Raw genomic sequence first — 23,392 nt, 5'->3', positions numbered from 1 at the left:
TGAAAAATGCATTCAAATTAGGCTTTTTAGCTTTAGCTTTATCTTTATCAGTTGTTGCTTGTAACTCAGAAAAAAAAGCTGAAGGTGCTGACACAACTTTAACTGATTCTTCTACTATCGTTACTGATACTACTGGTGTTGATACTGTTGTTAAAGATTCTACAGTAAAAGATACTACTGTAAAAGCTACTACAACTACTACAGAAGAAGTTAAACACTAGTCTGACTTTACTTATAATAAAAAGGTCTTTAAGATTAGTTTCTTAAAGACCTTTTTTATTTTATCCCGTTTTGCGGGTTACCTTTTTAATCTGCAGGTATTAAGAGTATATATTAACCCTAAAACAAATATTATTATGAAAAATGCATTCAAATTAGGTTTCTTAGCTATCGCTTTATCTTTAACAGTTGCTGCTTGTGGCGGTTCAGATAAAAAAGCAGACGGTACTGATACAACGGTAACCGATTCATCAACTATCGTTACTGATACTACTGGTGTTGATACTGTTGTTAAAGATTCTACAGTAAAAGATACTACTGTAAAAGCAACTACAACTACTACAGAAGTTAAACACTAGTTTTAATTTTTCTCTTAAATAAAAAAGGTATTGATTTCGAAATCAATACCTTTTTTTTATGAACAAGAAATAAAACAATTCTGATATCCGGGCAATTGTAGTAAATTTGCGGCAAAAATATAATCCGCATAATGAATTTAACACCACTACAAGCTATCTCTCCAGTTGATGGCCGATATAGAAAAACAACTGAAAGTTTAGCTGCTTACTTTTCTGAAGAAGCATTGATAAAATATCGTGTTTTTGTAGAAATTGAATATTTTATCTCTTTATGCGAAGCAAACCTTCCAGGACTCGAAAAATTTGATAAAAATCTTTATGCGGATCTTCGTAAGATACATGAAAATTTTTCGGAGACTGATGCGTTAGAAATCAAGGAGACAGAAAAGGTTACCAATCATGATGTAAAAGCAGTTGAGTATTTTATCAAAAATAAATTCGATACTTTATCCCTTCAGGATTTCAAAGAGTTCATCCATTTCGGGTTAACTTCTCAGGATATTAATAATACGGCAATTCCTTATTCCATTAAATTAGCCTTTAAGGATTGTTACTATCCTGCCATTTCTACATTAATTGCTAAAATTGAAGCCTTAGCAATTGAATGGAAAGATATCCCAATGCTTGCTCATACACACGGTCAGCCAGCCTCCCCTACAAAATTGGGCAAAGAGTTTCTGGTTTTCTCAGATCGTCTGAGTATCCAGCTTGAAAATTTAAAGTCGATTCCAAACAGCGCTAAATTTGGCGGTGCAACCGGCAATTTTAATGCACACCATATCGCCTACCCACAGGTAAATTGGGTAGATTTCTCTAATCAGTTTGTGAATATAACTTTAGGTTTAACCCGTGCACAACACACTACACAGATCGAACATTATGATCAGTTTGCAGCACAATGTGATGCATTAAAACGGATCAATAACATCATCATCGATTTAGACAGAGATATCTGGACGTATATTTCAAAAAACTATTTTAAGCAGAAAATTAAAGCCGGAGAAATTGGTTCATCGGCCATGCCACACAAAGTTAATCCAATCGATTTTGAAAATGCAGAAGGTAACGCAGGTATTGCCAATGCATTATTTGAATTTTTCGCTGCTAAACTCCCGATCTCCCGTTTACAGAGAGATTTAACCGATTCTACAGTCCTTAGAAATGTTGGCGTACCTTTCGGACACACTTTAATTGCCATTCATTCTACTTTAAGAGGACTAAATAAAATCTTATTAAATGAAGCAGCTTTACATGCAGATTTAGATGATAACTGGGCGGTAGTGGCTGAAGCCATTCAAACTGTTTTACGGAGAGAAAATTTCCCCAATCCGTATGAGGCATTGAAAGAACTGACCAGAACCAATTCAAAAATAAACGCAGCCAGCATTGCCGAATTTATTGAAGGATTAGCAGTTACAGAAGAAGTTAAAGTACAACTGAGAACGATTACGCCTTTTAATTATACTGGTATTTTCTAGTCAATTAAATTGACGCTAAACAGACAGCCTGCAAAAGCTTTATTAATGAGTAATTGTTAATTTTGTTTATTCAAATTGATTAAGACATGACGATTAACGTATATACAGAACAGACTCCTAATCCGGCTACCATGAAATTCATGGTGAATAAGCTATTAATTAACGGGAGTGAGGATTTCGCAACAAAAGAGAGTGCAGAACATTCTCCTTTCGCAAAGGAATTATTTAAATTCAGCTTTGTTTCGGGTGTATTTTTCGCCAGCAACTTTGTAACTGTTACTAAAACTGACGATGCTGATTGGGCTGATATCGAAGCTATTTTAAAGGAATTTGTAAAAGGTGCTGTAGAATCTGAGTTGAAAATCAAAGAGGATACATCTGAAGAAGCTCCATCTTTTGAAGGAACAGAAACTGAAATTAAAATCCAACAGATTTTACATGATTACGTTCGCCCGGCAGTTGAGCAGGATGGTGGTGCTATTACCTATAAATCTTTTGATGAGGGTGTAGTAACGGTAGAATTACGCGGTTCATGCAGTGGTTGTCCTTCGTCTACCATCACACTTAAATCTGGCATCCAGAATTTATTGCAAAGAATGGTTCCTGAGGTTACTGAAGTAGTTTCAGAAGCTTTATAACAATGCATTTTTCATAGTAATTGATAACAGAAATGGCTCACTAAAGGTGAGCCATTTCTGTTATCGGTCATTTTGATAAACTTCATTATGAGTTATTAGAATCTAATTAAGCAGCAAATCAATGTAGATTTGCTAGCTAAACTTCTCTTTAAAAAACACCAGTTTTATTTCGAATCTGAATTAAAAGTATCTTTTTATGGCTTCCAGCATTTCTGCAGTCAGCTTTCCATTGGTGGCTAAGATTTCTCTTTTGTTAAAATAATCATTACCTCCGGAAAAATCAAAAACTTCTCCTCCAGCCTGCTGAACAATGAAACAACCTGCGGCAAAATCCCACTGCTGTAAATTATATTCAAAGAAAGCATCAAAACGGCCACATGCGGTATAAACTAAATCAACTGCTGCAGCACCAATCCGGCGAACACCGTGGCTCTTCTGCATCATTTCTTCTAATAGCTTCAAGTATTGCGCTTGCTTCTCAAACTGATAATATGGGAAACCTGTAGCCAATAAACTAGAGGGCAAATCAGGATTAGTAGACACTTTAATTTGTTTTTTATTCATAAAAGCATCTCCGCCTTTGTATGAATAAAACATCTCTCCTCTGTTTAATTCATAAACAACACCAATAACTGGCAATCCATCTTCATATAAGGCAACACTGATGCCATAGGCAGGTATTCCGTGGATAAAGTTGGTGGTACCATCCAAAGGATCAATAATCCAGGTATAAGTTTTACCTTCTCTGCTGATTGTTTTTTCTTCGGTGATAAATCCAGCATCCGGAATCAATTTCTCCAGGTTCCTAACCAGTTTCTGTTCTGCAGTTTTATCTACATAAGAAACCATATCATTTAAACCTTTATACTCAATTTTACTGGCATCAAACTGTAAAGCCTCTTTACGGATGAAATTTCCGGTAAGTTTAACAATAGAGATGACCTTGTTGCATAATAATTCGTAATCCATAATTTTTTAACAAAGAATTTATTGTTGTGTGTTAGGGTTTTAGAAATAAAGATTAACTCAATGTATTTTTATTTCTGAGCGCATAAGCACTCAAAGCAATACCGCCGATAACCAGGAAAGTAGAAATCATTTCAGCTTGTGTAAAGGATAAACCAAAAACATGGTATTTTGAATTGACCCGGATTAACTCAATACAGAAACGTTCGATTCCGTTCAGAATCATATAAATACCAAACATCAGTCCTGGTGCTTTAATTTTATCGCGGATGCTCCATAAAAAGGCGAAAAGGATTAAACAAACGATTACCTCATAGATTGGTGTTGGGTAAACACCCTGAGCCAATTCGTTGCAAAACTTACCTGAACAGCCAGGAATTGGAATTCCCTCTCCTACTACGTTATTTGGATAAGTGTATGACCATAACCAATCTGGCAACCAGGTAAAAGGTTTTGGGTTTGAATTCACTATTCCCCAATCACCATCTCCAGATAAATGGCAACCGATTCTTCCTACGGCATAGGCTAACATCATTCCTGGTCCGCCCACATCTAGCATGTGCAAAGGTTTTATACCGTTCCGTTTGGCAATAATCAGTACAGCTGCACCGCCACAAATTAATCCGCCATAAAAGGTTAAGCCACTAAAAGATAATAAACGTTCAATTGGATGTTGTACAAAATCATCCCAATATTCTAAGTTATCGAAAAATTTAGCCCCTAAAAAACCCCATACTGCGGCCCATACAATGAGGTTACTCATTAGTTGGTAAGGATGGATCGTTACTTTTGTTTCCTTCGGTTTGTCTAATTTGTATTTGTCTTTTTCTTTATAATCCCAGTATGCAAACAAAGCGGCAAATAATAAACCTCCAATCACGTTCCCTTTAGCAGACATTAAAATGGATTGCGCATCACTCACGAATAACGAATAATTTAAAAGTGCATAAACAAGTTTATAGCCAATTAAAAAACCGAACAAGCCATTCATTATTAATTCGGAAGTAGTGGCTGGCTTCCCAATAATGACGGTTTTAGTAATCGGATGAAGGATTCCCAATGCTTCTTTCCTTTGCAATTCTTTAGTAAAAGCCCAATAGCCTGCAACAAAGGCAAGCGCGACAAAAACGCCAAAAGTATTGAAAGGCAATGGCAGATTGATGCCAAAAAGGTATTCTAAAAAATGCGAGACAGTAGGAAACATAAAAATATTTTGTTGCGAAGATAGGAAAGAAAGGGGAAAGCAGAAAGACTAAAGAGCAAGGATTAAGGAGCAAAGATGAAAGACTAAAGCTGAAAGACTAAAGTGGAAAGGCTAAAGATGAATACGGATTATATATTTTTCCATTGGCGTAAGCCGGATAGCATTAATCAGCAATATAATAATTATTGTTGTTGGTTTTTTAAGGCCTTTGAGACTTCGCATTTGATTCGACTTACGAAGTTTAGGTGGCCTCGCGTGTAAGGGAAATTTCGTCAGTCTGTTGAATTTAAATCAAAATTAAAACTGTCGAAGTCTTTCTGCGCTCGGGCTTTTAAGACTTCGCAAGTTGATTCGACTTACGAAGTTTAGGTGGCCTCGCGTGTAAGGGAAACTTCGTCAGTCTGTTGGAATTTAAATCATATTAAAACTGTCGAAGTCTTTCTGCGCTCCAGGCTTTTGAGACTTCGCAAGTTGATTTGACTTACGAAGTTTAGGTAGCTTCTGTGTTGGGGAAACTTCGTCAGTCTATTGGAATTTAAATCAAAATTAAACTTTGGAAGTCATTCTGCGCTCTAGGCTTTTGAGACTTCGCAAGTTGATTCGACTTACGAAGTTTAGGTGGCTTGTGTGTTGGGGAAACTTCGTCAGTCTGTTTTAATTTAAATCATAATTAAACTTTGGAAGTCATTCTGCGCTTTTTAGTAAATCTTTGATAAAAATTATTAAATAAAGAGGAGATTGCTTCGTGCCTCGCAAGGACGACAGTTTTAAAGGAAGAAAAGAGAAAAGAGCAAAGATTAAAGAGCAAAGACAAAAGCGGAAAAGGGGTTAATTTGGAGTAACGCACAACAATCTTCGATATATACTCAGGCTATCTAACAGCGAAAAACGAGTAACGAAAAACGACCTCAAAATTAATTCACTAACGAAGAAATCTCAACTTCCTCTACTTAGCTAATGATGTGCGTAAGCCGTTTCCAATTCAGCCACTTCTACTTCACCTTCTGCGGTAATTTCCAAGAGCTTAACAGCTTTTAGTTCATTTACCATAATGGGATCATATTTCGCACGAACTTTAACATAGTTTTTAGTAAAACCATGCATGAAGCCCATTTTTTGATCTGCTTCGAAAAGTACTTCGGCATTGCTTCCAATTTGCGATTCGTAAAAAGCCCTACGTTTTTTATCCGATAGGATATGTAACATCTTACTTCGTTCGTTACGCTCGCTACCTGCAACCACACCTTTCATTTCCGCAGCGGCAGTCAATTCACGCTCAGAGTAGGTAAATACATGCAGATATGAAATATCTAATTGATTTAAAAACTGGTAAGTATCTAAGAAATCTTCTTTTGTTTCGCCTGGAAAACCGACTATAACATCCACACCAATACAACAATGAGGCATTACAGCTTTAATTTTAGCCACTCGCTCTACATATAGATCCGTGCGGTAACGACGGCGCATCAAACCTAAGATTTTATCAGATCCAGATTGCAAAGGAATATGAAAATGAGGAACAAAACGTTTAGAGGTTGCCACGAACTCGATGATCTCATTGCTTAAAAGATTTGGTTCTATCGACGAAATACGGATTCTTTCAATTCCTTCTACCTCATCCAACGCTTTTACCAGATCGAAAAATTTATCTTCACGCTCACCGTTACGAATGCCGAAATCGCCAAGGTTTACCCCTGTTAATACGATTTCTTTCACACCTCCTTCAGCTATCATCCTGGCACGGTTTACTACATTTTCTATGGTATCGCTCCGGCTGGCGCCACGAGCCAGGGGAATGGTGCAATAAGTGCAAGGATAATCACATCCATCCTGAACTTTCAAAAAAGTACGTGTTCTATCGCCGATAGAATAAGATGCAATAAAATTATGATTTACTTTTTCTATACTTTGCTGATGAATCACCGCTTTCGGCTGCTTGGTTAAATCAGTAATGTATTCTACAATTCTGAACTTCTCCGCAGCACCAAGAACCATATCTACACCTTCAATCTCTGCGATTTCTCGTGGCTTTAATTGAGCATAGCATCCAACGATGGTAACAAATGCATTTGGAGAATATTTTAAGGCTTCTTTAACAACTTTACGGCATTTTTTATCCGCATGCTCGGTAACTGAACACGTGTTAATCACATATACATCGGCCTGATCCTGAAATTCTACCACAGCATAACCTGCATCGGTAAATAAACGACCGATGGTAGAGGTTTCTGAGAAATTGAGTTTACAACCTAATGTATAAAATGCGACCTTTTTCATTGAGCCTGCAAAGATAAGAAATAAGTTTGGAGTTGCCAGATTGGAGTTTAGAGAACTGATAAATTACAGTGAGATAACATTTCAGTTTTCAGTAGGTAATTTTGAGTTTACAATACAGGCCATTGAAAATTAAAACCGGAAACTATTTCTCTTGCCAACGGTAACTCTGCTGTTCAAAACCAGCTAAATCCAGCACCCTGCTGATCACTGTCCCCGCTACTTCTTCAATCGTTTTGGGCAGGCTATAAAAAGATGGATTTGCCGGACAGATGATCCCTCCTGCTTCGGTAACAGTTTTCATATTGTTGATATGAATTAAGCTAAATGGTGTATCTCTAACTACGGCAATTAGTTTTCTGCGTTCTTTCAAAATTACATCCGCAGCTCTGGAGATCAGATCGTTTGAAATTCCATGTGCTATTCTACCAAGTGTACCCATTGAACATGGTACGATGATCATGGTATCGTATTTGGCCGAACCAGAAGCAAAGGGAGCATTAAAGTCATTTTTACCAAAGAAAGTAAAATCGTTGAAGTTGGTATAATTTTGATCTCCTAATTCAAATTGCCAAACTTCTTTTGCATTGTCGCTCATTACTACGCCAACTGCCTTGATTTGATCTTGAAGTTCGATTAATTTATCGAACAAAACTTTAGCATAAATTGACCCACTGGCACCAGTAACGGCTACAACAACTTTCTTTTTTATCATATCCCAAAAATACGTTATTAAAACAATCAAAGACAAAAAAGGGCCGAATACAAGTATTCGACCCTACATCTACCTATGAAAAACATACCCTCGAAAGGGTAAGAACAAATATATATATTTTTTCAAGAAAAGATAAGGGTGAACTGTTAAATTATGTAAAAGATTAAAATACCCAACAAACACAAAACAACAGTCTGATTTTCAGATAAATAATTTTTAAAAATATAAATTTAGATTATTAAAATAAGCAAAAAAAATACCTTTTTTAGTTAAATAGTAATATAAATACGACAAAAATCCAGATGTTATTGATACTTCTGACATTATTAATTCAGTGATTTATACGTAAAGCAGTACATCATACCATACACCTACATTAACTTTAGGTTTTAAAATCATTATCTTTTCACTAAAGTTAAGCGCATTATGATTAGTTAATTTTAATTAAAAGAAACTTTAAAGATGTTAAAAAAAGCAATTTGTTGCTTACTACATTCGGAAAATCAGCCTATTGAGAGAAGTCATTCAGATCAAACTAATCTTCGTTGCGATTAAGCCATCTACACCTAGCTCGATTTCAAAGGAAACCTGATCATTTACTTTAATGCCTTCAGGTAAGTCAATCGAAATGAAAGGAATATCCTGAAAATTATCGTCCATGATTATTCCATATTTCTCATTTCTATTTATACAAATAATCTCACCAAATCTAACGTCACTCATTATTTACCATTAAGTCATAAAAATTTGGCAAAAATAATAATTTAAGTAAGATAAAATATACACATAATTAACAAAAACAAATAGAATTATGATATTTTTCAACGTTATCCTAAAAAAACAATTTATTGTTAACTTGATACATAAATGAACATGATGAGTATATCTATTAAAATGAGGGCTAAACATATTCACGTTCTGCTGACCCTCATTTTAACAAAATAAAAGAATATGATTACTGCTTTCTATGACTAATTTCTGTTTCTTTTTTAAGCCAATCAATTAAATCTACATTTAACATCTGCTTCGTTAAACGCCATCCCCAATTGCCTGAAACATTACCTGGCTTATTCATTCTGGCATCTTCATCCAAATTTAATATATCCTGAACAGGTACAATAGCGATTTTAGCACTGGATGCATATACTGCTCTTAAAATAGTTTGATTAACATTTTTCTCATTCACTTTAACTCCAAAATAAATGTCTAGTCTTTTCCTGGTATCATGGTCTGTTTCATTTTTGAACCAACCCAGCAACGTATTGTTGTCATGCGTACCGGTGTAAACGAGACAATTCGGAGTGGTATAATTATGGGGAACATGTATAGTTGTAATCAAATCGCCGCCAAAAGCAAATTGAAGAACCTTCATACCCGGCAAATCAAACTTATCGCGAAGCAACTCAACATCTGCAGTGATTTCACCAAGATCTTCTGCAATAAATGGTAATCCGCCGAGTTCTTTTTTGATTACTTCGAAAAATTCCTGCCCGGGTCCATTAATCCATTTTCCATTTATTGCGTTCGCTGCACCTGCATCAACTTCCCAAAAAGAGGAGAATGCCCTGAAATGATCCAATCGCAATAAATCGAACAATTCCATATTTTTCTTGAGCCGGTTAACCCACCAGGCATAATGATCAGCCTTCATTGCTTCCCAATTGAAGATGGGCATGCCCCAAAGCTGACCATTTTCATTAAAATAATCTGGTGGAACTCCGGCAACTTTAAGTGGTTTTAAAGATTCATCGAGCTTAAATAAATGGGGTTGAGACCATACTTCCACAGAATCCAGGTCTAAATAGAAAGGAAGATCGCCCACCATCTCAATTCCATGTTGATTGGCGTAATCCTTCAAGGCATGCCATTGCTTATAGAAAATAAACTGCTGCCATTTTATTCCTTCTATTTCTTCCTCACATTCATTAAAAAAATCTGCGAGCGCCATTTTATTGCATGTTCTAAACTGATCTGGCCAATTGTACCATTCTAAATGCTGGTGATGGGCTTTAATGGCGAAATATAAGGCAAAATGATCGAGCCAGCTCTTCTCCTCCGAACAAAATGTTTCGAAGGATTCTTTTAAGAATGTATTTTCAGATTGTTTGAAATTTTCATATGCTTTAGCAAGTAGATTATATTTATTACTTTCGACCAAATCATAATCAACCTGATCAGTTGATTCGATTATTGTGGTTTTCAAATCAGCAGCGGTTAATAAACCATCTTCCAGGAGAGAATCTGGACTAATCAGTAGGACATTTCCGGCCATGGCTGAATTACTTGAATATGGCGAGTGTCCGTTTTCTCTTTTTGTTGGATTAACCGGCAATATTTGCCAGTATTTTTGTCCGGCATCAGCCAGAAAATTTATAAATTTTTTACTTTCCGGGCCAATGTCTCCAATCCCATATTCAGAAGGCAATGAACTAATGTGCATCAAAATTCCTGCTGAACGGTGGTTGTTACTGGTTTTCAATTTAATCACACCGACTGGCATATCACTTAAAATCTGGCTAACCAATAGACCATCATACAATATATCTTTTACACCAGATGTTTTTGAAATCAGATTATTCCATTCAATTGGTGCGGCTGAAGGTAAAATGATTTGAGTGTCTGCCCACTCGAATTTATTGAGTTTAGCTGAATCATCTTTAACCAGTGCTGCCAATCCTATTGGAATCACGACAACAATCCAATCATTATTTAACTGTCGGGCGAAGGACATGATATGCTGTTTAAACGTCCCCTCTACTCGAAGCGGAATGTATTTTCCATCTTCAAAAAGCTGATGATTATCTTTTCTGATGGTGGCTAACTTTTCTGTTAGCCATAACTTTATTTTTCCCGAATAGCGCTTGTCCCAAAGTGCATTTAAACTTTGATTCTCTTGCTCATTCTGAAAATTTATCCGCTTATCATAATCTACTGGTCTGCGATTATCTGGGTCTACCAAACTCAGATCCCATAATTCGGTGCCCTGATAAACATCCGGAATACCTGGACAAGTGAATTTAAGTACCAATTGAGCCAGGCTATTTACAATACCAAAGTCTGCAATTTTTTCGATAAATTTTTGTATCGTCTGGTTACCCAAGGTCTTGGGATCAAGTAACGCGTTTGCAAAAGCCTTTACTTTTTGCTCATATTCTTCATCAGGCGATGCCCAATCTGAACGTTTTTTAGCTTCTCTTAATGCCTTTTGAATATATTGCTCTAAACGTTCGTTTATATTATCGATATCTTCACCAGGCATGGCTGATGCACCTAAAATAGTTTGAATCACCAGATACATATCATTTTTGTGCAGGCTACTTAGTGATTCCTCTTCTTGCAGAAGTTGATCGGTAATCTTCAGCAAATCTTCCACCACATCAGTCCACTGCTCCGGAACATCGGTTAATACATTTAGTCTCGCTCTAACATCTTCGCCTTTTTTGGTATCGTGCGTAGCGCTTCCGTTTAAGGCATGTGGCCAAAGTTTTTGCCTTTCTTCCATTTTTGAATGAAAATCTTCTGTCGTAATTCCGAATGCATGGGGGGCATCTCCAACCTCGGTATGGCCAACGAACAAATTATAGGTAAACATCACTGTATCTTCCACTCCTTTCGCCATTAGTGGGCCAGTAAATTGCATACAACGCTGGTAAAACTTTCCGATGTTTTTTAGATAAATCGGATCTCCAGCTACTGGCTTCTCTATAAACATTTTAGCCAGAAATGCACCAGCTGGTTTTAATTCTTCTGTTTTATTTACACCTGAAATTAAATTTGTGAGTTGATGTAAAGACTCACTTTTTAATGGAAACTGGTAATCATAATAACGATATACAGGCATCTGAATCATCATTTCTCCGATCCCCTTTTTTATAATTTCTGCACTGATTTCTTTTTCATTTGCATCGGAAATCAAATCCAGTTCTTTTGCAAGTTGATACAGATTGTCGAGTTCACCATGCATATGTTCATATAAAATGGCCTCCTTCTTCTCATGAATCAGCACTTCCAGATCCTGAGATTTGCCTGTTACTTTTTCGTATAGTTTATCAAAAGATTTCTGGGCTGCATTATTGGTAAAAAGATTATTGGTGATGGCCAGAAAATCATATCCGGTACTGCCTTGGGTGTTCCAATTTAATGGCAATTGTTCTTTGTTTTCTAGAATCTTTTCTATTACGATATAAACATCATTGCCTACGGCTGCCCTAAGTCTATCCAGATACACCTTTGGATCATAAAGTCCATCAACGTGATCAATTCTTAATCCCTGGAAGATGCCGTCATTTACCAATTTAAAAATATATTCGTGGTAGGTATCAAACACTGCTTTATCCTGAATATTAAGGCAGATTAAACTATTTACGGTAAAAAACCTCCTGTAATTAATTTTAGAGAAGGTTTCCTGCCAATTGCAAAGGCGATAGTTCTGCTCATTTACAATTTTGAGCAATTCAGATTTATTACTATTGAAATCCCCTACATTTTTACCTTGAAGATTTTGATGGGTAGCATCACTTACCGGCCACTGTGTTCCGCTATAGTTCAGGTAAAACTGATTATTATCTGTCTCTAACTTTAGGGAACCATTTTCTATGGCATCGCTTAAATCTTCTCCCAAAAATGGAACCATGAGTTTTTTTTCGTGTTTCAGATCAATATCAAAAAAGATTGCATACGCTGATTTCTCCCCTTTCTTTAATACATCCATCAGCCAGGTGTTATTGGTATGAAAAGCCATGTGATTAGGTACAATATCCTGCAACCAGCCAATTCCTGCATCCTTTAGCTTCGCTGAAAGTTGATATAATTCTTCCTCCGTCCCTATTTCCGGATTAATCAGATGTGGATTGGTTGTATCATAGCCATGGGTACTTCCTGGAGAGGCTTCAAATATTGGCGATGCATAAATGGTATCTATCCCCAGGTTTTTTAAATAGGGAATTATTTTATCGAGCGATTTAAATGGAAAATCTTTATTGAACTGAATTCGGTAGGTAGTGCTGGGTTTATACATTTTCGCAAAGGAATATTGAGATAGATTCGGATAAAATAGTTACTTTATTTTGCACCGGAGCAGTATCAACGTCAGTTGATCCACCCCATGCAGTAGATGATGAATTAAAAATATTTTGATATTGATAACCGTTTTCGAGCGTTAAGGTTTGCTCCTGATCTGAAAAATTCATTAAACAGATTAAGCGTTCTTGTTCATGCCAGCGCTCTAGTATTAAACAATTCTGATCGACAAATGAGCTTGCTTTTACATTTTCCCTATTGAGCGTGGAAAGCGACTTGTATTCTTTTCTCAGACTGATCAAGGCTTTATAATACTGCAGCAGGTTGCTGTGGGGCTGCTGACTGATCTTATTCCAGTCGAGTTTTGATGTTAAAAAGGTTTCATCACTTTGTGGATCTGGTGTTTCCGCTCTGCTATGAAAAGCTGCAAATTCTGCTTTTCTGCCTTTTCTAACTGCTTCAATTAATTCTTTATCGCTATGACTGGTAAAAAACTGGAATCGATTGGTTTCGCCATATTCTTCCCCCATAAAAACCAAGGGCACAAAGGGACTGCAAAACACTGCGGCAGCCAGTAATTTACACATTTCGAAACTTACCAGTTCGCTGGTTCGTTCTCCGAGCATCCGGTTGCCTACCTGATCATGATTTTGAGAGAAAACAACAAATTGCTTCCCTTCATTTTCAGTAGCTTTTGCGCCAAATTTCTTTTCACGGTGAGGAGAATATTGCCCATCATAAACATAGGCGTCTTCGTAAGATTTTGCCAGCTGTTCAATGCCATTGAAATCAGCGTAATAACCGTTTGGTTCTTGTCCGGCAGTAACCCGAAGGGCATGGTGAAATTCATCAACCCATTGCGCATCCATACCATAGCCGCCACAATCTGGATCATTAATGTACTTCGGATCATTCAGATCCAGTTCAACAATCAGCTGATGAGACCTACCGGTATGATCAGCAAGCTGATTAACATAGGTTTTAATTTCCTTTAAAATAGGTATAGCGCTAAAATCTTTAATCGCATGCACGGCATCCATCCTTAGGGCATCGACATGGAAATCGCGGAACCACATCAATACGTTTTCAATAAAGTAATCCCTAACAGGGTCGCAGTTTGCATCATCAAAGTTTAATGCCTGGCCCCATGGCGTTTGATATTTATCGGTGAAGTACGGGCCAAAATCGTTAAAGTAGTTCCCTTCAGGACCCATATGATTGTAAACAACATCCAAAATTACGGCTAAACCAACTTCATGACAAGCATTAATTAAGTGTTGTAAAGCTTCGGGCCCACCGTAAGAGTTCTGCGTAGCAAAGGGAAATACGCCATCGTAACCCCAGTTTCTATCCCCAGAAAACTGTGCAACCGGCATTAATTCTATCGCGGTCACACCAAGATCTTTCAAATACTGTAATTTATCTTCGATGGATTTGAAATCACCACTATCAGTAAATGTTCCCGTATGTAATTCGTAAATAATGAAATCTTCCAGAGGCAAACCTTGCCAGTTCTGATCAGTCCAGGTGAAAGCATTTAAATTAATGGCAGTAGAATTTCCGGCTACACCAGCTTTTTGCCACAAAGAAGCCGGATCTGCCCTGTATAAATTTTTAACGCCAGAAGTTTGATGAGCTGTTTCTTCGGAATAGCATATTTTAAACCCATATTCATCACCATCTTTCAATGCTTTCGTTTCCAGATACCAGTAACCAAAATCTTTTCTGATCAGATCCAATTCTGAGTTGTTGGTAATCAAATTAACTCTTGATGCATAAGGCGCCCAGAGATAAATTTCGGCAGTCCCTTTTTCGTTAAAATTTAATCCTATTTTTCTTTTGCGGATATCTATTTCCATATTTCTTACTATTCTGTTCAGGTTGTTAAGCTTGAAGATTATTGATTTAATGAAAAGCTATCGATAACATTTCCTGATTGATCTACGAAACTGATTTTAGCAATCGCATCCTCACTTATCATAGTGATGATATGTTCTTTTAGGTGTTCTGAAATTTGTTGTGCGTTTTCTCCTTTATTAACTACCACCTCTATCTCCGCTGGTCCTTTTTTGAAAATATTTTTAGCACTGTTACCTAAAAATGCTTTTATCTGATTCATCAATTCTTCCATGTTTAATTTTTAACATAAGAAGTGTCGAAACGCATAAAATGTTTTACACAAGTGATGTATTCAATATTATTCAATTCGAAAAAAAGCTAAACGTATGGATGCTAAAGTTTAAGTATAAACCCTCGTATTTGTACGTTTTCGAATAGGAGTAAGTTGTATAGATTCTAGAAAAAATCACCTTCAATATACTCCAGAAGCATATTTTGACCAAATTAGATAATCAGACCAAGGTTGCTAGTGAGTTCTTTTGGTATAACATTTGTTCGTTAAAAAATACATCCTTAACCTAAAACATCATGACACAGTTTGAATTTAACAACATGGTTAACAGCCATTCTCTATCGCTAAAAATGCATGCTTTAAATTTCACTAAAGATATCGAAGATGCAAATGATTTGGTACAAGACACGATGTTGAAAGCCATTAGATTTTACCAAAATTTTCAGGAGGGTACAAACTTCAAAGGCTGGCTTTTTGTGATAATGAAAAACACATTTATCAATAACTACCGTAAATCGGCAAAAGCAAAAACATTAATTACACAGGATGATGAAATTTCATCAGCAAATCTGATGTATAGCGCTGAGCGAAATGCAAGTGTTGGAAAAATGATTGTTGATGATATTCAAAAAGCATTAAATCATTTACCCGAAGTATATAGCGTACCATTTATCAAATACTTTGAGGGCTTTAAATACCATGAAATTGCAGATGAATTGCAAATTCCGTTGGGTACCGTGAAAACGAGAATCCATGTGGCTAGAGAAATGCTAAAAAAATATTTAAAAACCTACGCGAAGGAAGCCTATAGTGCTTAAAAATTGAAACCTCAGCTTAAACCGCTGAGGTTTTTTTATGTGCTATCATTTTTCGTTTATATAATATCCCGTCTAATCTACTGGTTTGGTGTCTCACCAACCAAGCCTAAGTTTTACCTCATTAATCGACTAATATCTTAAAAAACAAGGCATGAGTGTTTCGGTTGGTGAGCCACCAACCTAGGGATCGGAATGATCTTTTCGGTTCCTGAAACACTAACAGATAGAAAGAGGTTTGATTCAACATCAAAATTTTAGTCACAAAAAAAGGGCAGCCTTAAAAGACTGCCCTAAAATTTTTCATTTTATTTTTGTGATTGCTCTGGCGCTTTACCAATTAAATCCATAAACTGATCTAATTTAGGCGTGATGATAATTTGCGTCCTTCTGTTTTGTGCTTTGCCTGTCGGCGTTGCATTATCTGCAATAGGATTGAATTCTCCACGACCACCTGCGGTTAATCGTTTAGGATCTACTCCATATTTTGTTTGCAATACCTGCACTACTGAAGATGCCCTCAAAGTACTTAAATCCCAGTTATTTCGAATATTAGGCTGTGTGATCGGCACATTATCGGTATTACCTTCAATTAGCACATCATACGTACTGTAATCTGTGATAATTTTAGCAATCTTACTTAAGGTTTCACCAGACTTATCAGATACTTCGTAACTACCAGATTTATAAAGCATGTTATCTGCCAATGAGATGTAAACCACACCTTTTAATACTTGTACATCAACATCGCTTAATTCTTCTCTACTTAAAGAACGGGTTAAGTTATTTGTTAACACCATATTAAGTGAGTCACTTTTGTTTTTTGTATTTACGAGTTGCTTGATGTATTTATTAGAGCTATTAATTTCATCTACTAACTTGGAGATATTCACATTTCCCTGGCTGCTGGAACTTAAACATTTGTTTAATGCTTCCTGTAAAGCGGCAACATTTGTTTTTTCTGATGCGATTTGCTCTTCCAAACTTTTTACTCTGCTGCTGGTACCAGAAAGTTCTCGTTGACTATCTTGATATTTATTACTCAACTCTTGATTTCTTTCTCGCAATTTTGAGTAAGTGTCTTGCAGTTCCGTATATTTCTTGTTGCTTACACAACTGGTAATCATTACTCCGGCTAAAAGCATTATCGGGATTGATTTGTAAAATTTCATAATCTTATCTTTTTTTATAGCTGAATATTTAACAAATTCCTTGCCGTAAAATCTAAAACTGCCTTTGCACGCTGTTAAAGAATGTTAATCACAATTGAAGCAAAACTTATCGATACTTTATAAGCCGCTAAACAGTAATCCCTATACGGTGTTCACTATCAGTTGATGAAACTATTGATTCATTTTATCCATTAAAATAAACCTCGAAGATTTTAATTAGGTGCGTAGAAATAATGTGTGATTTATCTTGATCATTTTGGATAATAAAAACGTTTTAGTAATCATAATATATGATGGCATATTCATTGATATAAAAAAACGCAGTAAAATAATCGCAAAAAATCTAGGTAAAATCATACTATTACGATAAATTATACGTCTTTAGGGTAAAATTTGATTTGTTTTCACAATTTTAAAGTTTTATTTTGCAACATATTTAAAGACAAAACATAACGCTGGCGAAAATGTTATCAAAAGCGATATGGATCATTATAATAACATTCTTCAAATGAACAAACTTTTCGTTGGTGGCCTGGCAGATAATATTCAGGAAATGGATTTAGCAATTTTTGTTAGCCTACATGGTAAAATAGACACCATAAAAGTTGTTCGTGATCGGGCTACCGGAAAATGTAAAGGTTATGCCTTTATTGAGGTTGCCAGCCTTGACGATGCAAAAAACATCATTTCTATGCTAAACGGCGAAACCTTTAAAGGCAATGTAATTACGGTTAAGCTATCAGAAGAAGTGGCTCCCAAAAAACCAGCCCCAAAACCAAGACCAACCGAAGCGTTCAAATCTAAAAGACCCCGGCTGCAACGCTAGTTATTATCTTTTTAAAACTTAGGATGGTTGGTGAGACACTAATTAGTAGATTAAAAAGGTGTCAAATACAAACTATAAGCTCATAAGTATAGATTGTTTCATTTAGATTATTTTTCTATCTAATCTTATATTCTGTTATAATGCTCAACATCTAAATCAGCGTAAATTATCATTTAGATCTTCTGGCAACCTTTGCTCCTAACCTAATATTACTACTGGTTTGGTGTGTTAACCAAATGAAACAATTCATTAAATTTAAAATCACTAATTTCTGTAAGTGCAATACCGACTAATAGTGTAATGAAACATTAAGGCATTAAGAAGTTCAGCCACAATTATTTCTCTTAGCTTCCTAATATTTCAATATTTAGCAATAATTCGATAGAATAGATATTGGTATAAAATCAACTGATAAGGAAAAAGTTAGAAACATTAATTTATTAAGCCACGCAATCTTGACTTAAACAATTCCCGCAGATTAGAAATGATCTAGACGGCAAAATTCTACTATCCATTTGGTGTCTCCACCAACATAAATAGGTCACCTTACTAAAAGAAAATAATTTTAAACAAAAAGGGATAACAACCGAAGCGCTATCCCTTAACTCATAAAAAAGTATTTGGCAAATACCTACCAGTAAACACTGTAAAGTGCAACCAGCATACCGATGATAATTAATGTTCCAACGGCGAAACTTGTCGACGTTTTAAACATTTTAACATCAATATCCAATCCTTTTGGATTCACACCTTTTCTATTTTCAAATAAACTGATGATCACCATACCGATAATACAGAAAACGAACACAAATCCCATTCGATCGAGGAATGGAATTTCATAAATACCTGCAGCATTTTTTACTGAAAATCCTAAGCCTGAAAGCCACGAAAGATCTGTTAAATTTGGTAATGCCTTTAACAATAACGACATTCCGAAACCACCAATTGTGGCAAATAATGCAGCATTTGAAGTGGTTCTCTTCCAGAAAAAACCTAAGATAAACATGGCAAAAATACCAGGAGAAACAAAACCGGTATACTCCTGAATGTATTGGAAACCACCTTTTTTATCAATTCCCAGGTGAGGTGCAATTAAAACACCTAAAATCATAGCTACTATAATGGAAATTTTTCCGGTTAAAACGAGGTTCTTTTCGGTAGCCTCAGGATTGATTACTTTTTTATAGATATCCAGTGTAAAAATCGTTGCGATACTATTTGCTTTACCAGCTAACGAAGCCACTACAGCTGCCGTTAATGCCGCAAACGATAAACCCTTTAAGCCTGCCGGAAGTAAGTTCAGCAATACTGGATAAGCACGATCCGGATTTACAGAACCGTCCTGCAACATTTCTGTCTGGAAGGCACCATCTTTGTAAAGCACGTAAGCCGCGATACCTGGAAGCACCACGATAATCGGCATTAATAATTTCAGAAATGCGGCAAATAGTAAACCACCTCTTGCTGTATTTAAATCTGCACCTAAAGCACGCTGAGTGATGTATTGATTACAACCCCAATAATTTAAATTCACTATCCACATCCCGCCTATAAGTACACTTAAACCTGGTAAATCGATATAATTTTCGTTATCTGGTTTTAAAATCATTTGGAAATGTTCTGAAGCTTTACTCGTCATTAAGCTATAGCCTTCAAAAATACCTGTTGTGCCATAGTGACTGGAAACCAAGTTTAAAGCCAGGTAAGTAGTTGCTAAACCGCCTAAAATCAGGAAGAAAACCTGAATTACATCCGTATATCCAATTACCTTCATTCCGCCTAAGGTGATGATGATAGCGAATGCAGCAATGGCATACATACAAATTTCCAGGTTGAAACCAGAAATACTGCTTACCGCCAGCGCGCCTAAATAAAGGATGGAGGTTAAGTTAACCACCACATAAAGCAGTAACCAGAATACGGCCATAATCATGGCAACAGTGCCATTGTAGCGCTGATGAAGGAATTGCGGCATAGTTGCAATCTTGTTCTTCAGGTAAACCGGAATAAAGAATACGGCAACCACAATCAGGGTTAAACTTCCCATCCACTCGTAAGTGGCAATGGCAAGACCCATTTTAAAACCAGATCCGCTCATGCCAATAAATTGCTCTGCCGAAATGTTCGATGCAATTAAAGAAGCACCAATTGCCCACCAGGTAAGCGATCCTTCGGCCAAAAAGTAATCTTTAGAGCCCGTTGATGCTGATTTTTTCTTATTGTAAATGTAGAGGCCGTAAGCCGCAACGATTACAAAGTACACCGCAAAAACGATGTAATCTTTTGTATCGAGAATATTATTTTTCATTCATTTATTTGTTTAAGTTTATTTGATGTGCACTTTACAGCATCAGATTCCAGTGTATTTTATTAAGCAATAAGTTCTGATCCATTTGCTGTTTCTACGATATAAGCATCGAGAGACAAACCAAATTCGTTTGAATAAAGGATACTGATTTCTGAGATTAAAGTGTCGATTTCTTCATCTTTAACAATGTTAATGGTACAGCCACCAAAACCACCGCCCATCATCCTTGCACCAGGAACGTAATCAAGATTTTTCACATAGTCTACCAGAAAATCGAGCTCCTTGCAACTTACCTCGTACTCCTTACTCAATCCTTCGTGTGTTTCGAGCATCAATTTCCCTAATGCAACTAAATCACCTTGTTTAAGTGTTTCTGCTGCCTTTTGAATCCTTGCAATTTCCTCTACCACGTATTTACATTTCTGATAAACGTCTGAATCTTTTGGCTCAACATAAGCTTTGAGCATGTCCAAATCAGCATCTCTCAAACTGTTTACTTCAGGATGATGTGCCTTAATCCAGGCCACCCCCTGCTCGCATTGCGATCTTCTTTTATTGTAGGCAGAATCGGCCAGTGAATGTTTCACATTTGTATTGAGCAACACCAGTTTGTAGCCGTCCAATTTTAAAGGGATATACTCATATTCCATCGATCTGCAATCGAGTAAAACAGCATGGTCCCTTTTGCCGAATACCGAAGCAAACTGATCCATAATGCCACAGTTTACACCAGCAAATACATGCTCGGCTTTCTGCGAGATTAAGGCCAGATCCATTTGAGAAATCTGAAGATCATTCAGGTGATCTATTGCAAATGCTGTTGCACACTCCAGCGCAGCTGAAGAGGAAAGCCCTGCACCCAGCGGAACGTTCCCATCTAAATAAAGGTTGAAGCCAGCTATTTTGTAGCCACGCTTCACCATTTGATCGGCCACACCAAGCACATAATTTGCCCAGCTCAACTCCGATTTTTCTATTGCAGCAACTGAAGAAACATAAGATGCCTGGTAACTTTCAGAATATAGATGAATTTCATCATCCGCTCTTTTAGAAACTGCTACATAAATTGCCTTGTTAATCGCCGCCGGCATTACAAAGCCATCGTTATAATCGGTATGCTCACCAATAATGTTAATTCTTCCGGGAGATTTAACCAGCACTGGCTCAGTTTTAAAAACATCTTTAAATGCTTTCTTTAAACGTTCAATATCCATTCGCTCTTAATTATTATTATTTTTTGGTTAGGGTTTTGTTGTCTTATAATGCTCGGTAGCTAAGTCTTTCAGGCGATTTGCTGCAAACTCCGGTGTGATATCCCGTTGTGGATTTGCAAGCATTTCATAACCCACCATAAATTTCTTTACTGTAGCCGAACGAAGCAGTGGCGGATAAAAATGCATATGCCAATGCCATTCCGGGTGATCGCCATCGTTAACTGGTGCCTGGTGCATTCCGGCAGAATAAGGAAAGGAAGTTTCGAAAAGGTTATCATATTTGGTGGTAAGTGCTTTTATTGCTTCTGCGAGTGCTTGCTTCTCTGCACTGGTAAAAAATTTAATGCTACTCACATGCCTTTTACTGATGATGATGGTTTCATAAGGCCAAACCGCCCAAAAAGGGACAAGAACCGCGAAATGCTCGTTTTCAAAAACAACTCTTTCATTCTTTTTTAATTCAAGCTTTAGGTAGGCGGATAACATGCTTGTGCGATGAACAGCATAGTAATTTTTCTGGCGCTCGGTTTCTTTAACAATCTCCATTGGCACTTCGCTTTGCGACCAGATTTGCCCATGCGGATGTGGATTGCTGCAACCCATAATTTCACCTTTATTTTCGAAAATCTGAATGTATTTAATCCACTCATTTTCAGAAAGGCTATTATATTCTTTCTGCCAGAGATCAACAACAGCAGTAATTTCATTAATGCTCAGCTCTGGCAAGGTTAAATTATGCTTCGGGCTAAAGCTAATCACTTTACAAATACCCCGCTCATTTTTAGCTACCAATAAGCCATCGTCGTCTAGGCTATCGGTAGGAGTATCTTCCAGCAGGGCTGAAAAATCATTTTTAAAAACGAAACTTTCTTTATAATCCGGATTGACATCGCCATCTGCCCGATCATTTCCCGGACAGAGGTAACATTTCGGATCATATTCCGGACGATCATTGGCTGCCAGGTCTTCAACTTTTCCCTGCCAGGGTCTTTTTGTACGGTGGGGAGATACCAGTACCCACTCGCCGGTTAAGATGTTTAATCTTCTGTGAGGATTTGAATCGAGATCAAATGTGTTACTCATGTTATATTATTGATTAGAATGTTGGTCTGCAAAATGGACTTTGAATTCGGCTAAATTATAAATAAATTATTATTTGTCAAAATGACATTTAATAATTTATTTATAATTTCTATTTTCGCAAAAATTTGAAGATATTCAGGCACATTTAATTTAGTTTTCAGCATGATAGAATATTCAGGCCAACCGCATTATTTGGTAGCTGTAGATTGTATAGTTTTTGGTTTTGATGGAGAACGCCTTAAGTTATTACTGGTTAAAAGGGGTTTAGAACCAGAAATTAACAAATGGAGTCTAATTGGCGGTTTTGTGGGTTCGAAGGAGAGCCCGGATGATGCCGCCAACAGGGTACTGAAAAAAAATACAGGTCTGGAAGGCATTTACCTGGAACAATTGCAGATTTATGGAGAGCCCAGTCGCGATCCGATTGAGCGTACACTATCGGTAGGTTATTTTGCTTTAATCGATATTAATAAATACCAGACACAACTGAGTGATGAATATCATGCCGAGTGGTTTCTGATTAATGAGTGTCCGAAACTGATTTTCGACCATGCGCAAATGGTTTCTGATGCACGGAAAAAACTGCGTTATAAGGCCGCCCTCCACCCTATTCTTTTTGAAATGTTACCTAAAAAGTTTACACTTCCGCAATTACAGATGCTTTTCGAAGAAGTAAATGACACCAAAATAGATACCAGGAATTTTAGCAGAAAAATTAGTTCCACTGGTTTATTAATTAAACTAGAAGAGAAAGACAAATCTGGCTCAAAGAAAGGCGCATTTTACTTTAAATTGGATAAGAAAAAATATAAAGCGAATTTCCAGGCATTTTTAAATCTTCTACCTAATTTAAAAGTGTAAAAAAAAGATTTAGTGGCATATTACAGAAAAACCAGAAATAGTCATTAAAAAAATACAATAAACATTCCAAATTACAATAATGAAACTTAAAAATTTAGTTTAATTGATAT

19 protein-coding genes are annotated in these 23,392 nt (G+C 36.6%); 7 read left to right on the top strand and 12 right to left on the bottom strand.

The annotated features are described in order from the left end of the window. From ACN1CD_RS22405 to ACN1CD_RS22390, 4 genes are all read left to right on the top strand, one after another. Positions 1–221 (top strand): hypothetical protein (locus ACN1CD_RS22405; RefSeq protein ID WP_419132653.1); only part of this gene is annotated, 221 nt, incomplete at its 5' end. Between the two features lie 135 nt (positions 222–356). After that, a complete protein-coding gene (locus tag ACN1CD_RS22400) occupies positions 357–578 on the top strand; it encodes a hypothetical protein (RefSeq protein WP_419132652.1) in 222 nt (73 codons plus the stop codon). Positions 579–709: 131 nt separating this feature from the next. Further along, a complete protein-coding gene (gene purB / locus ACN1CD_RS22395) occupies positions 710–2,056 on the top strand; it encodes an adenylosuccinate lyase (RefSeq protein WP_419132651.1) in 1,347 nt (448 codons plus the stop codon). An 86-nt stretch (positions 2,057–2,142) separates the two neighbouring features. Continuing rightward, the gene (locus ACN1CD_RS22390; RefSeq protein WP_320466205.1) at positions 2,143–2,694 is read left to right on the top strand and encodes a NifU family protein; all 552 of its coding nucleotides are present in this window, start codon (positions 2,143–2,145) and stop codon (positions 2,692–2,694) included. A gap of 180 nt (positions 2,695–2,874) precedes the next feature. On the opposite strand, the gene ACN1CD_RS22385 is transcribed toward ACN1CD_RS22390, so the two are convergent. The 8 genes from ACN1CD_RS22385 to ACN1CD_RS22350 form a co-directional block, all read right to left on the bottom strand. Beyond that, a complete protein-coding gene (locus ACN1CD_RS22385) occupies positions 2,875–3,663 on the bottom strand; it encodes an inositol monophosphatase family protein (RefSeq protein WP_419132650.1) in 789 nt (262 codons plus the stop codon). A 52-nt stretch (positions 3,664–3,715) separates the two neighbouring features. Further along, on the bottom strand, positions 3,716–4,864 hold the full coding sequence (locus ACN1CD_RS22380; protein ID WP_419132649.1) for a prolipoprotein diacylglyceryl transferase: 1,149 nt from the start codon (positions 4,862–4,864) through the stop codon (positions 3,716–3,718). 954 nt (positions 4,865–5,818) lie between these two features. Further along, positions 5,819–7,141 (bottom strand): tRNA (N(6)-L-threonylcarbamoyladenosine(37)-C(2))-methylthiotransferase MtaB, encoded by a 1,323-nt coding sequence (mtaB, locus tag ACN1CD_RS22375; RefSeq protein ID WP_419132648.1) that lies wholly within the window; start codon positions 7,139–7,141, stop codon positions 5,819–5,821. Between the two features lie 142 nt (positions 7,142–7,283). Next, a complete protein-coding gene (locus ACN1CD_RS22370) occupies positions 7,284–7,853 on the bottom strand; it encodes a UbiX family flavin prenyltransferase (protein WP_419132647.1) in 570 nt (189 codons plus the stop codon). Positions 7,854–8,378: 525 nt separating this feature from the next. Further along, the gene (locus ACN1CD_RS22365) at positions 8,379–8,576 is read right to left on the bottom strand and encodes a hypothetical protein (RefSeq protein WP_419132646.1); all 198 of its coding nucleotides are present in this window, start codon (positions 8,574–8,576) and stop codon (positions 8,379–8,381) included. Positions 8,577–8,808: 232 nt separating this feature from the next. After that, complete coding sequence (gene treY, locus ACN1CD_RS22360; protein WP_419132645.1) at positions 8,809–12,870, bottom strand: malto-oligosyltrehalose synthase; 4,062 nt, start codon at positions 12,868–12,870, stop codon at positions 8,809–8,811. Further along, complete coding sequence (gene treZ / locus ACN1CD_RS22355; RefSeq protein WP_419132644.1) at positions 12,863–14,731, bottom strand: malto-oligosyltrehalose trehalohydrolase; 1,869 nt, start codon at positions 14,729–14,731, stop codon at positions 12,863–12,865. Before treZ ends, treY begins: the two co-directional genes overlap by 8 nt. Before the next feature lie 38 nt (positions 14,732–14,769). Beyond that, a complete protein-coding gene (locus tag ACN1CD_RS22350; protein ID WP_419132643.1) occupies positions 14,770–15,003 on the bottom strand; it encodes a hypothetical protein in 234 nt (77 codons plus the stop codon). Between the two features lie 296 nt (positions 15,004–15,299). Between ACN1CD_RS22350 and ACN1CD_RS22345 the strand changes: the two genes are divergently transcribed. Then, positions 15,300–15,821 carry an RNA polymerase sigma factor gene (locus tag ACN1CD_RS22345; protein ID WP_419132642.1) on the top strand — a complete coding sequence of 174 codons (522 nt, stop codon included), beginning with the start codon at positions 15,300–15,302 and terminating at the stop codon, positions 15,819–15,821. A 305-nt stretch (positions 15,822–16,126) separates the two neighbouring features. Here ACN1CD_RS22345 and ACN1CD_RS22340 read toward each other — a convergent pair whose 3' ends face one another. Beyond that, positions 16,127–16,990: an OmpA family protein gene (locus ACN1CD_RS22340; protein ID WP_419132641.1), complete on the bottom strand. Its 864-nt coding sequence runs from the start codon at positions 16,988–16,990 to the stop codon at positions 16,127–16,129. Between the two features lie 508 nt (positions 16,991–17,498). Between ACN1CD_RS22340 and ACN1CD_RS22335 the strand changes: the two genes are divergently transcribed. Beyond that, positions 17,499–17,816 carry an RNA recognition motif domain-containing protein gene (locus ACN1CD_RS22335; RefSeq protein ID WP_320466194.1) on the top strand — a complete coding sequence of 106 codons (318 nt, stop codon included), beginning with the start codon at positions 17,499–17,501 and terminating at the stop codon, positions 17,814–17,816. 631 nt (positions 17,817–18,447) lie between these two features. Here ACN1CD_RS22335 and ACN1CD_RS22330 read toward each other — a convergent pair. From ACN1CD_RS22330 to ACN1CD_RS22320, 3 genes are all read right to left on the bottom strand, one after another. Then, positions 18,448–20,124, bottom strand: coding sequence for a sodium/sugar symporter (locus ACN1CD_RS22330; protein WP_419132640.1), 1,677 nt, complete (start codon positions 20,122–20,124; stop codon positions 18,448–18,450). Between the two features lie 62 nt (positions 20,125–20,186). After that, positions 20,187–21,338 carry a galactokinase gene (locus tag ACN1CD_RS22325; RefSeq protein WP_419132639.1) on the bottom strand — a complete coding sequence of 384 codons (1,152 nt, stop codon included), beginning with the start codon at positions 21,336–21,338 and terminating at the stop codon, positions 20,187–20,189. A gap of 27 nt (positions 21,339–21,365) precedes the next feature. Next, on the bottom strand, positions 21,366–22,421 hold the full coding sequence (locus ACN1CD_RS22320) for a UDP-glucose--hexose-1-phosphate uridylyltransferase (RefSeq protein WP_419132638.1): 1,056 nt from the start codon (positions 22,419–22,421) through the stop codon (positions 21,366–21,368). Between the two features lie 162 nt (positions 22,422–22,583). On the opposite strand from ACN1CD_RS22320, the gene ACN1CD_RS22315 reads away from it, so the two are divergent. Continuing rightward, positions 22,584–23,282 carry an NUDIX hydrolase gene (locus ACN1CD_RS22315; protein WP_419132637.1) on the top strand — a complete coding sequence of 233 codons (699 nt, stop codon included), beginning with the start codon at positions 22,584–22,586 and terminating at the stop codon, positions 23,280–23,282. Positions 23,283–23,392 lie beyond the last annotated feature (110 nt).

Source organism: Pedobacter sp. N23S346, assembly GCF_048515415.1.
Taxonomy (GTDB): Bacteria; Bacteroidota; Bacteroidia; order Sphingobacteriales; family Sphingobacteriaceae; genus Pedobacter.
The sequence above is the reverse complement of the archived record's forward strand: the minus strand, read 5'-3'. Positions and strand labels throughout refer to the sequence as shown.